Source organism: Paraburkholderia sp. RL17-337-BIB-A, from assembly GCF_046025895.1.
GTDB classification, from domain to species: domain Bacteria; phylum Pseudomonadota; class Gammaproteobacteria; order Burkholderiales; family Burkholderiaceae; genus Paraburkholderia; species Paraburkholderia fungorum_C.
The window spans coordinates 200944-216165 of the sequence record NZ_JARESY010000003.1; the positions used below are offsets into that span (position 1 = coordinate 200944).

Here is a 15222-nt window from a genome sequence, read left to right on the forward strand (position 1 = left end):
AACATCTCGAGATTGGAGGTGTTAAATGGGACGACCACGAGGTTGGGCTGCGCAACAGACGGGGCGGGCATCGATGTCTTCACCGGGCAGGCCAGGTGTCAATCAGTTAGAGACGAAACAAGCATTCTGGAACTGCATTGCCGAGGGAATGGAGAGTGATGCCGCCGCGTTGGCGTGCGGCGTGTCGCAGCCCTTGGGCCCGCGATGGTTTCGCCAGGCTGGAGGCATGCCGCCGATAGATTTGGCGCCGCGCTCGGGTCGCTATTTATCGTTCTCGGAGCGTGAGGAGCTTGCCTTGCTTCGGGCGCAGGACTGCGGGGTTTGCGAGATCGCACGGCGGCTTGGTCGTTCGCCCTCGACCATCTCACGCGAACTGTGCCGCAATGCCGCGACCCGTGGCGGTACGCTGACCTATCGGGCGACGGTCGCGCAGTGGAAAGCCGAGCGAGCGGCAAGGCGGCCCAAGACCAGCAAGCTCGCCGAGAACGAGCGATTACGGGCTTATGTGCAGGACCGACTGGCGAATGCGGTTACCGATGAGAAGGGCCGGCCGATACCGGGACCCAACGTACCGTGGAAGGGAAGACGGCATGGTCGTCGGGCCGACCGGCGTTGGGGCACTTGCTGGAGTCCGGAGCAGATCAGCCGCCGGTTGCGACTTGATTTCCCCGATGATGAGTCTATGCAGATCTCACACGAAGCCATCTATCAAGCACTCTACATTCAGGGCCGTGGTGCATTGCGACGCGAACTCTCTGCGTGTCTGCGTACCGGCCGGGCACTGCGCGTGCCACGGGCCAGAACGCAGCAGCGAGGAAAAAGCTTCATCACCTCCGAGGTGCTGATCAGTGAGCGCCCGGCCGAGGTTGCCGACCGTGCTGTACCTGGGCATTGGGAAGGAGATCTGATCATCGGCCTGAACAGCTCTGCAATTGGCACTTTGGTTGAACGTACGACCCGATTCACAATGCTGCTGCACCTACCGCCCATGCCGGGCCACAATTCTGGCGCTCGGGTGAAGAACGGGCCGGCGTTAGCTGGCCACGGCGCCGAGGCTGTTCGCAATGCCATTGCCGCGAAGATCGCGATGCTGCCCGAGCATTTACGCAAGTCACTAACTTGGGATCAGGGCGCGGAAATGGCCCAGCATGCGCAGCTACAAATCGACACGGGTCTGGCAATCTACTTCTGCGATCCGCGAAGCCCGTGGCAGCGTGGAACTGACGAAAACACCAACGGCCTGTTGCGACAGTACTTCCCCAAAGGCACCGACATCAGTCGATATTCTGAACGCGAACTCGATGCGGTCGCCAACACACTCAACGCCCGACCGCGCAAAGCCCTTCAGTGGAAGACGCCCGCTGAAGCGCTTGAAGAGTTACTATCCACAGCTTAAAAAACAAGTGTTGCAACGACTCCTTGAACCTAAGTTGGCAACCTTGGTCCGAGTGGTGAATCACCCCGTTGGGATGGCGTTGTCCCAGCGCCATGTCCAGGGCCTGCAGCATCAGCGCGGTGCGCAGATGGTCGGCTATCGCCCAGCCCACCACGCGCCGGCTGAACACGTCCAGTACCACCGCAAGGTACAGAAACCCGACGCGGGTCGGTAGTGGAGTAAGAGACAGGGCGTAGTCGAACTATTTCCTTGCCTCTCCTCCCCGAACCGGACTTGCGCCTTTCAGCGCATCCGGCTCTCCATTCAAGTGTTGCTCATAGCAAAGGCGACATCGGCATAGCGCGACTCAATGGTGCTGCGTGTCTCATCGCGCATGATGTACGGATTTTCCATCGGGGTGCGCCAGGTGAAACGGCCCTTGCGACTGGTAACAAGACGCCGAAGCGCCACCACCCCATACCAACCCCGGCTATTCTGGCCTTGCAACATCCATGTCGTGGCCTTTCCCGGCTCTGGCGCCCGGATATGGTCGCGCATTAGCGACCTGAAGCCGCGCCGATACCTGCGCGCAAGCCAGTATCCGAATTTCCAGAATACAACCCGGTCCAGCTTTCTAAATATGGTGGCCGTAAAGTCGGTGTATTGATAGAAGGCAGCCCAGCCGACAAGCTGCCGGTTCAGGCTTTCCATCAGGTCCATCCGGTTCATGCTGTAGTTGCCCGACAGCTGTGTGACCAGCCGCCCGGCAAAGCCCCGATACTTCTCCCACGGAATGGTTGTCACAGGTCGCATGCGACCGCGTGCCCCACGCTTGCGGATGATGCGGTGACCGAGGAAGACAAAGCCGTCGTTCACGTGCGTAATATGGGTCTTCTCCATATTCAGTGTGAGCTTCAGTTCGCCTTCGAGGAACCCGCGACATGCTTCACGTACTGTCTCGGCATGTTCACGAGTGCCTTTAACCACAATCACAAAGTCATCTGCATACCGGCAGTAGGCAATAGCTGGTTTCCACTGCCGGTTTTCTCGAACAGTAATCGGACGCTGCTTGATAATTGCGAAGTTCCACGCCCACCGATCCTTCCGCACTTTCTTGCTCAGGTAGTTCTGCTCCATCCACACATCGAATTCGTGCAGCATGATGTTGGATAACAGGGGTGAGATTACGCCGCCTACAATGTTGCATACTTTTCACTCCATCGTCTGAATCATTCGAATTCTCGCCTGCGAGGAGACCTCCGGGCTGCGGATCGATCCGGAATACGACGAGGATTTCATCCTTGTGGATTTCGACACGCTTGACCAGAGCCAGTACGATCTTGCGCTTCGTTTCGAGATCGATCGTAGCGAGTTTGTCCGTAACGGCACTTGCAAATTCCTCCAGCCGGTTGATGACCAGAAACAGTTCACTTTGAGCCACCCCGTGCTGCCGGGATTCCTGGATCTGCTGATCGACCTGCTCTAGCCGGTTCTTCAACTGCTGTATCTTCGGCTCGAAGTCCGTCCTGTCGATGATACCGTCGGCATAGCTGTCGATGAGCCGGGACTTGCCTTTCTCCAACTGAAGCCTTTGCTTTTCCAGGCTGGCCGTATCGAAGCCACTATTCTCATTGCGCTCCATCGCATCCAGTCGCCGTTCATATTCCTTCTTCAGTCGACTCGGATGCCTCAACAGATCCGCGACTTGCTGCCATACGAGGTCATCGAGCCGATCCGTTCGCACTTGCAGGTTGTCGCAGATGCGTTGACCACCGAAGCGATAGGCATCGGTTCCGACACAGCGGTAATAAGCATAATCTCGCTGATGCCCCTTGGCCGCCGCCTTGCTGACTTTCTTGCCGTAGTACGCGTAACGGCATTGCCCACAAACAGTCAGCCCCTGAAGCAGGTAGATCGGCGCGTTCTGGCGGCGTTGGCGCGCCAGCTTGCGATTCTCGGCAAGCTGCTCCTGGACTGAATGGAACATCGCTTCGCTAACAATCGCCGGCACCGGGATTTCGATCCACTGCTGCGGGTCCGTGGATGTTGTCGAGTATGCCCTCCTTGGCACATCGGCGCTGTGGCGTTGGGTGCGCACGCGGACATGCGGCAGGCGATCACGAGACTGGGTTTTACCGAACGCGGCCCGCCCCATGTAAGCGGGATTACGCAATATTCCCCATACCACACTACGGTCCCAGTACAGCTTGCCGGATGCCGTCACCGTGCCCGCCTCGGCAAGACGACGAACCACTTCGCCTATGCTCAGCCGGTCCATCCCGATCCACTGGAAGATAGTCTTTACCGTCGCCGCTTGCGGTAGTTCAATCACGTACTGGGCCGGTGTCCCATCGAGCTGCTTGCGGATATAACGGTAACCATAGGGAGCCGTCGATAGCACATTCACGCTTCCGCGCTTTGCGCTATGAAGCTTACCGCGTCGATTACGCTCGGTGATCTTTGCCCGTTCGTACTCCGAAATCATGCCCTGCATCTGCAACAGCAGCGACTCTTCCGGTGTCGCGCCAATCTCATGATTGAGAAACACCACCTGCACGCCACACGCAGAGAACTCCTCCATCAGCAATGCCTGGTGTGCATACTTTCGCGCCAGCCGGTCGGGAGACAGGATGTACAGCCGATCAACCAGCCCGAGTGCGGCACGGTCCCTGAGTCGCTCTAGCTGCGGTCTGATCAGCGTCGCGCCGCTTATCCCGGCGTCTATGAAGCACATGTCGTCGACAAGATGCGCATCGTCAGCGGCAATGCGCTCCCTCAGCGCGGCAATCTGGCTTTCAATGGTGCCGCGTTTGGTCTGTTGTTCGGAGGATACCCGCGCGTAGAGCGCGACCATTGCAGCGTTGCTCATCGCTTACCTCGCTTGATAGCCGCTCGCCGTGTCGCCACGGGCCGAACAGCGGATGGCTGTGCCGTAGCGCGTGAATCTATCGGACTGAGCTGCTCGTACGCCTTCTGCAGCTGTTGGCCGGCATACCGGTTCGGTTCAAAGGCAAGACGGACACGCCAGTTCTTACGTCGTCCTCGGGTCATTGTCGCGCCTCCCTGTCGGCGGGAGCGAGGGTCTCCAGGACGAGAACCGCATCGACGTCAGGACATTCTCTGGACCACGGCGCCAGACACTCCCTTGAAATGCGTAGAACCCATTTTACCCGCGAGTTTGCTATGTTGTTAGCAGAGCTATGACACCGCCTTGAGGAACGCCTTCGCTCGATGCACGAAACAGATCACGATCAACGCAGCCCGCCTTGATGAACTTCCAGAGCAGGGCAAGGAAGCGCTGATCGGCGATCCGCTTGCGGATTCCCTTCAGAAGCAAACGATGATGAACGGTGTCGAAGTAGCTGGCGAGGTCGCCCTCTATGACCCAACGTCCGGCGACACTGTGTTCACCACCGTCCTGCAACTGAAGCTTCACGGCGCGGATGGCGTGGTGTACGCTACGGGCGGGCCTGAAGCCGTATGAAGCCGAATGGAAGTCACTCTCCCAGATAGGCTCCATGACCATCAGCATAGCCCTTTGCACAATCCGATCCCGTAGACAAGGGATGCCGAGTGGTCTGAGCTTGCCGTTCGCCTTCGGTATGTACACGCGACGTGCAGGCAGCGGGCTATACGAGCCCGCCAGCAACTCATCGCGTATCGTCGACAGTTCATGCTGGAGATTCGCTTCCATCATGCGCCGGTCAACGCCGTCCACGCCCGGCGTGCGGGCTCCGCTGGATGCCAGCGTAATACGAGCCGCTTCGCTCAGCCAATCCTTGTCAGCAATCAGTCTCAGAAGTCGATCGAACTTGCGCTCTCTTTTCTCCGTCGACCATGTCGCCAGTTTGCTTTGCATTTCACTGATTATCAAAGGTCTTCACCTCACTATGGTCAGTTAATTAACCCAGCAAACCACTTAAACTGCCTCCCTTCGCCATGTGGCCGGCTTTCCCGACCTCGGACTACTACGGAGGCTCCGCCAGCCTGCACGTCATCGGGGGCACACTCCCTTGGCATTCGTGCAGACCTTCCCCAGTTCACATGCTGGACTCAACACACGGGCGAGGTTGCCTGTCGCAGTCTTTATCCTTGCTTGCCGCAAGTCGTCGCAAACACCAAGGTCTAGCTGCGCACTCCCCATGGTTCCATACCGACTGGCATACGTATCCAGTCAGCACTCGTGTCGCCGATCCCTACATGTGTACAGCGACAGTTTGCGTCCTGCCCATAAAGCGATGTGGGCAAGGGTGACACTTCAACCCTCAGATGCGGTTTAACAGGTTCGTGTTCCTCAACCGTCCCATGCTCAGCCTGGAGGCTCATCTTGGCGTAATCGCTTCGCCGCAAGCCCCGTTTCCCACGGATTTCGTCACCTTGCCAGTGTCAGCAAGTCACCGCCGCTTCGGCTCACTTCCTCTCGCAGCAGAGGAAGGGCATGCCCCGGTACTACACCATCAACTCCTTCCGGGCCCTGCATTCCAGACATGCTCAAGCAGCTTCACCCCCGTACAGGCGGGCCATGCTGGCTGGGCATACCATAGGTGGCGTCGGCCACCCACAACTGGTTCGGCGCGTCGGCGTTGAAGTGCCGCTGCACCAGGTCCGGCGCTGGCCGCGCATCGGGCTGCCGTTGCGTAGTACTGAACCAGCGACGCCGGCTCACGCCGCGCAGCCCTGCGATGCGCATCAGGCGCGCAACCCGCTTGCGCCCGACGTGGATACCTTGTCCGCTGAGCTCCGCATAAATGCGCGGCATCCCGTAGGTCTCGCGTGAGCGCGTATAGATTGCACGGATGCGTGACAGCAGATCCGCATCGCTACGCGCATGCGCGGACGGTTTGCGCTCGATCCAGGCGTAGAAGCCGCTGGCGGAGACCTCCAGCAGCCGCGCCATGGTGACAATCGGCCAGATGGCCTGATTCGCTTTCATGAACTCGAACCCTTGTCGGGCACGGTCCCGGTCTCCCGGGCGAACCAGGCCGCGGCTTTTGACAATATGTCTCGCTCTAGCTTGAGTTGCCGGTTCTCGCGACGCAGCCGCGTCAGTTCCTCGCGCTCCGCCGTGGTCAGTCCGTCGTGACGCTTACCTGAATCGCGATCGGCCTGTGCGACCCAGTTGTAGATGGTCTGCGCGGTCGGCTCGAACTCCGTCGCGAGTTCCTCAGGCTTACGTCCGGCACGCACCAGTTCAACCATTTGTGCCCGGAATTCCGCCGGGTACGGGGTGCGATGTCTCTGCATGATGGACACCTCCTGTTCCAAAGAATAGGTGTCCACGAAACCGGGTCAACTCCACGGCACCCGTGCCCCGTGCGCGTGTGGGGCTCGACATCGGAATGAACTTGGCGGTTTGAGCCGGTGTCGGGCCTGTTTCTTCGGCGGTAAGCCTCCTTCTACCGCATCCCGACTTCAGCGTCACCTCTTCCTGAAACGAGCCGCGTCGGGTGCGTCTGCACTCGCCCTACGGGCTCCTTCCGACGCACCCAGTACCGCCCTCCCGCTCTTCGCGCCAACCACTACCAAACCGCTCAGCAGAGCACGACCATTCCGTATCTCTGATCGACGCCGCCGTTTAGTGTCGGTTTCGAACAGCCGTTCACAGGAGGCTATCTTGATAGCCCTCCTTGCTCCTGACCAAACTACGATGCTCTCGTGGAGGGGCGTCAGGCGCGTCTTAGTTTCGTCCCGCTGCTCCAAATCAATCGTGCTAACGCGGAGCCCCGGCAGCGTGCAAAGTCTAGTTCAGCCGCGCGTCGGTGCACAAGTCGCTGATCGCAGCGCTAATTCGCGGCTGCGCCGCGCTCAAGTTCAACTGGATCTTCTCCCGCCCAGGTATCCGACGAGAAAGTCGGACTTTCAACTATCCGAAGCGTTTCAGGTCCGACTGAGAGGTGGCCCCGTTCGTTCGGACAGTTTTTTCGATTTTTAAGTGGAACGCTGGGCGGTCACGCTGCCGTTTTCATCGCGGGCAGCATCGCGAAGTAAGCTTCATCCGGGGTCTTGTCCGACAGACTTGAATGAGGCCTTTGCTGGTTGTACCACGTCAGGTAGTTAGCGATGGACTTGCGTGCCTGGCCGACGGACTCATAAGCCTTCAAATATATCTCTTCGTACTTCACGCTGCGCCACAGTCGTTCGATAAAAACGTTGTCCCGCCAGCTTCCCTTGCCATCCATCGACAAAGCGATTCCGCGCGAGAGGACCGCGTCGGTGAAGACCGTACTGGTGAATTGGCTGCCTTGATCAGTATTGACGATCTCAGGCAATCCATATTTTGCGAATGCTTCTTCGAGCGCTGCTACCGCATGCTCAGCCTCCATCGTGATCGCGACTCGGTGCGCTAAAACACGGCGGCTGGCCCAATCGATCACAGCAGTGAGATAGACGAAGCCGTGTGCCATAGGCACGTATGTCGTGTCCAATGCGTACACCTGGTTGCTGCGCTCGATCTTCCGATCGCGCAGCAGGTACGGCCAGATCTTGTGAGCCAGATGTTTGCGGCTCAAGTTCGGTTTGCGATACAGCGCCTCGATGCCCATTTTGCGCATCAAGGTGCCGACGTGTTTGCGTCCGACCACTATGCCCTCTCGCTTGAGCAGGCGCATCAACATGCGCGCGCCGGCAAACGGATGCTCCAGGTGCAACTCGTCGATGCGGCGCATGAGCGCCAGATCCGCGGCACTGACCGGGCTCGGCGCGTAGTACGCACAGGATCGGCTAATGCCGACCAGCTTGACCTGCCGGGAAACCGGCAGGGGGTGGGCACGATCAATCATTTCTTTGCGCTCAGCAGGCCTGCCTTGCCGAGCGCGCCGGACAAAAAATCATTCTCCAGCGCCAATTGGCCGATCTTTGCGTGAAGCGTCTTCAGATCCACCGGCGGCTCATTGACGGGCGCGCCCGCCGCGCCGAACACATCGGCCGCTCGGTCTTGCAACTGCCGCTTCCATTCCGTGATCTGGTTCGGATGAACCTCAAACTGCTGCGCCAATTCTGCCAGTGTGCGCTCGCCACGTACCGCTGCCAGTGCCACCTTCGCCTTGAACGTCGCTGAGTGCGTGCGCCGGGTTCTCTTCGTCATCGTCTGGTTTCCTTTGTAGGCATTATGCCTATCTCAGAACCCAGCGATTCCACCTAACCGACTGTCCAGATTTCCGGGGCCACCTCTCTGTGCCCTTCCTGTTTGGGTAACTAACAAATAATGAAATATAAAAATTTATAATTTATTCTTTTATTATTTGAATTTTCATTGTTGGGCGACTCGTCCCGGCGGTCGTGCGATCGGCGAGCAGCGCGCAGGCATCGACAAGCCGAGTCACCACCCTTTGGGCCTGCGGCGTCAAATGGTAAGGCGCTGCGTACCGCGTGCCAGAGTCGCGAGTGCAGACAGTGACGGGTAGCTAACCAGACGGCCGTCGACTCGCATGTGGCCATGTTTCCGTCCGTCGCGAGCAGCGCGTGCATCTTTCACGTGGAAGATGCAGGCCAACCCCCGGCATCCGGCCGCACCAATTACAACTCGGAAAGCGCCGAAAGTTCGAAAGTCGCTAGTCGCGCGAGGCCAACGGGACACCCAGCGGGTCAGCCCACTTCAGAGCGCAAAGCTCCATAAATAAACGTCCGCCCGCACCCAATCTCCCGCGTGGAAGATTGGGTGCTGCATTTGAGAGGGTCTTGCGATTGCACAAGTTGGCGGTGCAATCTTCACCAGCTGATGGTCAGCTGCGTGGGTGTCCTGGCTTGTTATGAGTAAACTGGTTCATGTCTTCCACGTGGAAGATTGCGTACTGCATTCGATAGCGTCTCGCTGCCTTCAATAGGATGATCCTCATCTGGGTCTTCCACGTGGAAAGGTTGTGTACCGATTGCGGTTTGCGATTGGACGACTAGATAGCAGCGCAGCCACCAGGATAATAGCCATGTCCGCTCCGACACGGTTCTTCCACGTGGAAGAACCGCGGTGATTTTCGCGCGCAACACGGTCCGGTATGCCAGCGTGACTCACGTCTTTCACGTGGAAGATTGTCGTGAGGGACGAAGGTGGCCGCTGTGGCTTGTTTAGCGAGCGGAAAATCTTCCACGTGGCAGATCTCTGTTCCTTTCAACTGCGGCCGCCCCCGGGGCATGGCTGCCGGCAGGCGCTCAGACCTCCGTAGGCATCGACTTGTGTGCACCACACCATGTCCCCCTGCGAATCGAGTTGGCGCCGTTTCCGTACGACAGTCCAACGACGCGGTCCGCACTCGCATCGAGGTTCCAGTGGGCGACGCAAATCGAATTCTGAAACTGCGAAAGGAAGGGGGTGATCGACGTGAAATAAAGTAGGTGCGGAACGCAGAGCGAGTTGATAAGGGAGCACTTGTGAGGGTCAAATTCTTCCACGTGGAAGAGCGTGACATCCCGTCCGTGCTATTCATCAAATCGTTGTGGCGAAGGGTTCATTCGTCGACCGGAAATGCACGATGAGCGGTTGCGCCAAACCGTGGTTAAAAAAATAGTGCCACATATGTGAAATTAGGTCTTGCATTTCTGGCGAGCTCAAGTAAATTCTAGCTTGTGCGCCGTACGCCTTTGCCCGAGCGGCGCGGAGCGAATCGAGATCCCCGTTCGGGGGCGCGTAACTCAGGTGCGCTATTCACGGAGAGAATGAAATGGGACTTGCAATAGCAATTGCGAATCAGAAAGGCGGGGTAGGGAAGACCACGGTTACGATGAATCTCGCAGCCGCTTTCGCGCAAGAAGGCTACAACGTCTACGTAGCAGATGCGGACGAACAGCAGTCTTGCATGAGCTGGGCGGCGACAACCGACCCAAGCAAAGCGTTGCCTTTTCGTGTGGGAAGCATAGCGAAGCTGGAAAGAAACATCGGGCGGGAAATCGCCAACCTTGCGAACGACTTTGACATTGTATTGATTGATTGTCCGCCGAATATCGCGAATTTGACAACAGGCCGTGTTCTCGCCGTGGCGGACGCGACTATCGTGCCGACCAATACTTCCCCGCTAGAGATGTGGAGTAGTCAAGGCATGATCGCGCTCATCGAGCGCACGCGCGCTTCCAGTCCGGAAGCGAAATTCGCGATTTTAGTGAATAAATCCAATAAAAAGTCGATCTTGTATCGCGAATTAAGCAAGCTCCTGGCTGAATCGTCGGTTTTGATGTTCGAGTCAACAATGTCGGACCGGGAGTGTTATCCACAAGCTGCAGCGCTGGGCCGAACAGTATTCGACGCGACAGGTGTCAGGGCCGGCAAAAAGGAAGCAAAGCAGGAACTGAAGGCGCTGGTGGAGGAGCTGATAGCACTTTTGAGCAACGAGCGAACCGAGGAGGCGGCAAATGGCTAAAGGGCGTCTTGATCTTACAAGCCGCGTTCGGCAAGGAATGGCTGTAGAACGCCTGTCCGCAGACGAACGTCTCACCCAAAATAACGTCGTGGAAACTGCGCAGCGCGAAGCAGCGCGGGTAACGGGCGCAGTGTCGACTTTGGCTCCGTCAATGTTGCCACGGAAAGGAAGGTTCAGGATTCGTCTCGCGGACCTGGTATCCAATCCCTATAACCCGCGGACGTTTTACAACCCGCAAACCATCGACTCGCTGGCGAAGAGCTTCAGCGACGAAGGACAGATAGACGCCATCAAGATCACTGAGCTTCCGGAGTATCCGGACAAGCGAGTGATAGTTGATGGTGAGAGGCGCGTTAGAGCAGCGAAGGCGCTCGGCAACGAATACATTGATGCCGAACTCTCTGAGGAGTCACTGGGCGCCAAGGAGCTGTATCTTCGTGCGTATCGCGCAAACAAGGAGCGTGACGAACAGACGGTATTTGATGACGCTGTCGCGTGGAAAAAGCTTCTCGATGAGGGTATCTATATCGACTACAACGAACTGGCTGCGGCCGTTGGTGAGTCGGTCAACCAGGTCACGAAAATCACGCTCCTGACCCAATTGCCCCAGCTTTTTTTCAACAAACTGGCACAGTCGGCGAAGCCGCTCGGGCTCTCGCATGCGTACAACCTGAAGCTTATCTACGAGCGCGCCGGCGAGCAGGTCGCGGAACACTGGTTGCAGGAGATCGTGGAAGGCCGGGCCAGTGTGCGCCGCCTCGAGCAGGCTGCTTTGGCAGAAGCGACGGTCAAGCGCCCGGGATCTCGGCGCCCTCACTACCAGTCGCGCGTTCAATTCAAGACCCCAACTGGCATCGATTTAGGGGAACTGAAGCTCTTCGGCGATGGCCGCACAGAACTGAGTCTTAAGGGCGTTCAAGGGGTGGCGCAGCACAAGCTCGCCGACCGTGTAAAGGCGCTAGTGGAGGAATGGAGCCTTGAAATCAACGGGGAGTCGGATGTGTGATCCTCCGGCGCATAGTCCGCTCGGCACAGGAAGCTAACAGGTCCACCTCACGTTTGCTCATCCGTGAGGAATGAGATGACGGCGTTCCGTGATCCTGACAGTGCAATCGAGCGTGCTTCGCGGCCGAAAAGAGCGCTCGCCGCGAGATCAACGTCGAACTCGTAGGCCGTGAGGAGGTCACCAGCGATCTCCCAGATCCGCTCCTCCGCCGCCTCCAGGTAGTTGGGAAGGGTAAGGATAAGGCGAAGGTCGAAAGCGTCCTTGTTTCCCCGCGCGCGCCGGTCATGCCATGCAAGAAGCTTCAGGAGGGCGAGGGCCGGCAGAGACACTACGGGCACGACGACGCCCTCGCCGATGTCGATCTGGATGGCGTTGTCTACCGCTTCGCGAAACCCCAGCACGTTCATCACGAAGTCTTCCTTCTGCGGCCAGGCGATCGCGCCTTGCGGTGCTCGGCGCGGCCGAACGGAACGAGATCGAGCGACATGGGAGGGCCGACCTTCCGACCCTCGAACGTCACCGCGTGCTGGTCTGTGGGGGGCGTGAAGAAGCCCGTTGCGCGCAACAACTCAACCAGGGCGGCGTGCGCTTCCCAATTCACCACGCAAATGGCGTGGGTATTACTCAAGAAAATCTATTTGCTAGATGCTATGGGAGGGCTGTGTCAGTCGCATCCATTTTGCGTGCTCCTTTGGAGAAACGAGTCTGGAAATCTCCTTTTACTTCAGCGGGCTCACTTCCACAGCCCTCCCATAGCATCTAGGAGAATCACCATCCGAGCGGAAAATGCTCTCGAATAGGACGGTGCCTGGGTATCGCGACTGAGTTCGCCGGAAGTATGCATAGGTTTGATCGTTAAATTTTCTGGATAGAACTGCCTTTTTGCGCCTCTTCCAAAAAAATAGTTGCGGCGTATCGGTGATACTGCAGCCTTAACCTGAGTACATGATGATTCGAACAACTATCGCGGCTAAGGCTGCAGTGGACGATCCGCTCCGCCTTGCGGAAATCTACCGGGCAGGGCTCGGCCGACATTGGAATACGCTGCGAGAGGGATCGAGGCAACTCGCAGCCCTCAATCTAAAGGCAAGCGCTACTCGGCTTCAACAAGCGGTGAAGATCTCGGAGTTTCCAGGCGAAATTCTTGGTCTCTTCAAGCACACAGGTATTGTGAATCGCACGGCGCGGGAATTGATCCGTGCCAGCAATGAGCAAGGCCTCGAACGGCTTAAAATGCGCGCGGTGACCATAGATCCAGCCGGGAAGTCGAGGACGCAACTATGCGCGCTTTTGTGTGGCGACGAGGTCGCTGGCACTTCATACCGGGCGTATTCGAACGAGCGACCTTTAGCGCTCGATCAAAGGTATCGGGATGGACTACGTTCAGGGCTGTGGTCATCGACGCGCGAAGCGGCTCAAGTCTTGAGCGTTGACCATGCCCGACTGGTGAAAGCTTCCAAGATCGCGGGTCTACCGGAAGAAGTTAAATTGCTCTTTCCGGGCCAAGCTCTGACATTTACAGTGGGTTGGCAATTGATTCAATTAATAAAGCTACGTGGAATCGAGGCTATTCGACAGGTGGCAATCGCGGCGCGCTCGTCCATCCCGATACTGTCGCAACAGGAGTTAATGAACAGGTTCGTGGGGCTCGAAGGGAACGCTGTCGCCGTAAAGGTGAAGCGCGGAACGACAGGGAAGCTGGTTCTCGAGTTTCACTGCGACGCAGACGACCCCGCCAACGAAACTCGTGTTGCGATGATGGCCATGTGGCTCCGCGAGGTAAAGCCCAGCGGCCGGTGAGGCCTGACCAAAAATCGATATACTGAATTTGGCAAAAAAGCGCACACACCGAAAAGCCGTGCTCGTGGTGGGTAATTCCTGTCTACAAGTGGCAATAGGGTTGCCGTACCGCCAGAGTTTGGCCGTCAGTGAGCGGGCCGCCTCCTCGCGGAACGAGCAACGCAGGAACATGTAGACGGCGCACTGTGGACAGCGCGAGCCAGACCTTGAGCGGCGTGATAGTTCTGCGCGAACGATAACTGAAAGACCGTGATCGCGAGAATCGCTGCAAACTACACCACCCGTCGTTACGGTGCAGCTTGTTGGGGGGTGTCCATGGCTTTTTCGCGGTTTCTGGGTTGATGGACGGATGAAGCCTAACCTAAACTATTGGACAACACAGGAGGATGTTCAGTATCTCTAAAGAATTTGGCCTAGTACGATCAACAACGTCAAATTTTCGCCATGGTTGTGCCCTGTCAGGCACCACGCCCCGCAGCGGAAGGTCATTTTCCGATGTAGTGCCCGTGAAACACACCAGACACGAAGTTGGAAGCACTAAGTCATTGATTTGTTGCGGAAAAATAATGCGTCAAATGAAATGTTTCACGAAATTCGTCGTTGTGACTTTCTTCGCGCCCCGGCCGGCCGTCCTGATGGCCCGAAATCGTGCCCATGCATCCGGGTGAACACTATGTCTGTATCAAATACTACGTAATCTGTACTGGACCCGTGGCTAGCTTGGGCGACGATCAGCGTTGATCCGACCCGATTACGAGAGGGGAGCGCACCAATCTTTAATCTTCTCCGACCGCAACTACGTCCATCGTTAGTCGGCAGAACCGTAGCTTTAGGGGCCGCACGATGTATTCCGGAGCGGCTTTGAAAACAGGCCCGTCCCTGAACTGACAGGACGGCATCGACGCCGTGAGATCCACGGCGGGGGAGGGCATCCAACTGGATCTTGGACAGATCACAGGTGCACTGACTGCCGCTTCAACCTTAATGTCCGGGACGCTTATGGGCGCAACCGATGGGCATGCTCTCAGTATTCAACTGTCGTCATCCGTCAGCGTCAGTTGACGGGGTCTTACGATGGACGAGTGTCACTCTATCGTGAGACGGTCCCGCACGAGGGCTTCTCGATTTTGCGCAGATGGGCGGACCGCATTCCTCGGGGCGCATTCGTGTTCACGAGTAATGTTGATGGACAGTTCCAAAAAGCGGGGTTCTCCGAAGGCCGAGTCCACGAATGCCACGGGTCGATTCACACACTTCAATGTCTTGATGCCTGTACAAACGATACGTGGTCGGCTGAGGAATTTCATCCGCTCGTAAATGAAAAAACCTCTGAGCTGGAAAGCGCTCTGCCCCGTTGTCCGCGCTGCGGTGCGCTTGCGCGGCCAAATATCCTGATGTTCGGAGATTGGGGGTGGGTAGACGTGACCTATGAAAGGCAACGGGAGCGTCTGGAAGCCTGGATTTCGTTGGTATCGAAACCTGTCGTTATCGAACTCGGCGCGGGGAAAGCCCTGCCAACAGTACGACGGTTCAGCGAGCGGAACGCGCGTGGTAGGCTCATTCGCATAAACCTTCGGGACCCAAACACGAGCCCGTCGCATGGCGTTGGATTCGAAGGCAATTGCGCCGCGACACTGAAGCTGCTTGCATCGCGTTGACAGTCAGTCTGTTGTGGGAAACAAATCTCGCGGCCG

At 57.6% G+C, this 15222-nt stretch carries 11 protein-coding genes and 2 pseudogenes; 5 read left to right on the forward strand and 8 right to left on the reverse strand.

Annotated elements, in window-relative coordinates:
• Positions 1 to 25 precede the first annotated feature (25 nt).
• Positions 26 to 1396, forward strand: a complete 1371-nt coding sequence (locus P0D84_RS38690; RefSeq protein ID WP_408344547.1) for an IS30 family transposase — start codon at positions 26 to 28, stop codon at positions 1394 to 1396.
• Positions 1397 to 1430: 34 nt separating this feature from the next.
• Here P0D84_RS38690 and P0D84_RS38695 read toward each other — a convergent pair.
• The 7 genes and pseudogenes from P0D84_RS38695 to P0D84_RS38725 form a co-directional block, all read right to left on the reverse strand.
• Positions 1431 to 1616, reverse strand: a pseudogene (locus P0D84_RS38695) (DDE-type integrase/transposase/recombinase); the annotation flags it as partial.
• Positions 1617 to 1699: 83 nt separating this feature from the next.
• A complete protein-coding gene (locus tag P0D84_RS38700; protein WP_408346945.1) occupies positions 1700 to 2512 on the reverse strand; it encodes a group II intron maturase-specific domain-containing protein in 813 nt (270 codons plus the stop codon).
• A 577-nt stretch (positions 2513 to 3089) separates the two neighbouring features.
• Positions 3090 to 4244, reverse strand: a pseudogene (locus P0D84_RS38705) (recombinase family protein); the annotation flags it as partial.
• A gap of 312 nt (positions 4245 to 4556) precedes the next feature.
• A complete protein-coding gene (locus P0D84_RS38710; RefSeq protein ID WP_459252228.1) occupies positions 4557 to 5234 on the reverse strand; it encodes a reverse transcriptase domain-containing protein in 678 nt (225 codons plus the stop codon).
• Positions 5235 to 5876: 642 nt separating this feature from the next.
• Positions 5877 to 6308, reverse strand: coding sequence for an IS3 family transposase (locus P0D84_RS38715; protein WP_408346948.1), 432 nt, complete (start codon positions 6306 to 6308; stop codon positions 5877 to 5879).
• The gene (locus tag P0D84_RS38720) at positions 6305 to 6619 is read right to left on the reverse strand and encodes a transposase (protein ID WP_408346951.1); all 315 of its coding nucleotides are present in this window, start codon (positions 6617 to 6619) and stop codon (positions 6305 to 6307) included. Before P0D84_RS38720 ends, P0D84_RS38715 begins: the two co-directional genes overlap by 4 nt.
• Positions 6620 to 7323: 704 nt before the next feature.
• Positions 7324 to 8459 (reverse strand): IS3 family transposase gene (locus P0D84_RS38725; RefSeq protein WP_408346954.1). Its coding sequence is split into 2 segments (ribosomal slippage): positions 7324 to 8195 and positions 8195 to 8459, totalling 1137 coding nucleotides; the frame shifts between segments, so codons are not numbered across the junction.
• Between the two features lie 1570 nt (positions 8460 to 10029).
• Here P0D84_RS38725 and parA point away from each other — a divergent pair.
• Both parA and P0D84_RS38735 read left to right on the forward strand, forming a co-directional pair.
• Positions 10030 to 10722, forward strand: a complete 693-nt coding sequence (gene parA / locus P0D84_RS38730; protein WP_408346957.1) for a ParA family partition ATPase — start codon at positions 10030 to 10032, stop codon at positions 10720 to 10722.
• Positions 10715 to 11728: a ParB/RepB/Spo0J family partition protein gene (locus P0D84_RS38735; RefSeq protein WP_408346960.1), complete on the forward strand. Its 1014-nt coding sequence runs from the start codon at positions 10715 to 10717 to the stop codon at positions 11726 to 11728. The genes parA and P0D84_RS38735 overlap by 8 nt, the downstream gene beginning before the upstream one ends.
• 47 nt (positions 11729 to 11775) lie before the next feature.
• Here the strand turns inward: P0D84_RS38735 and P0D84_RS38740 are convergent, their stop codons facing one another.
• Complete coding sequence (locus P0D84_RS38740; protein WP_408349675.1) at positions 11776 to 12165, reverse strand: nucleotidyl transferase AbiEii/AbiGii toxin family protein; 390 nt, start codon at positions 12163 to 12165, stop codon at positions 11776 to 11778.
• Positions 12166 to 12676: 511 nt separating this feature from the next.
• On the opposite strand from P0D84_RS38740, the gene P0D84_RS38745 reads away from it, so the two are divergent.
• Together P0D84_RS38745 and P0D84_RS38750 are read left to right on the forward strand one after the other, a co-directional pair.
• A complete protein-coding gene (locus P0D84_RS38745; RefSeq protein WP_408346963.1) occupies positions 12677 to 13528 on the forward strand; it encodes a hypothetical protein in 852 nt (283 codons plus the stop codon).
• Between the two features lie 1082 nt (positions 13529 to 14610).
• Positions 14611 to 15186 carry an SIR2 family NAD-dependent protein deacylase gene (locus P0D84_RS38750; protein WP_408346966.1) on the forward strand — a complete coding sequence of 192 codons (576 nt, stop codon included), beginning with the start codon at positions 14611 to 14613 and terminating at the stop codon, positions 15184 to 15186.
• Positions 15187 to 15222: the final 36 nt, after the last annotated feature.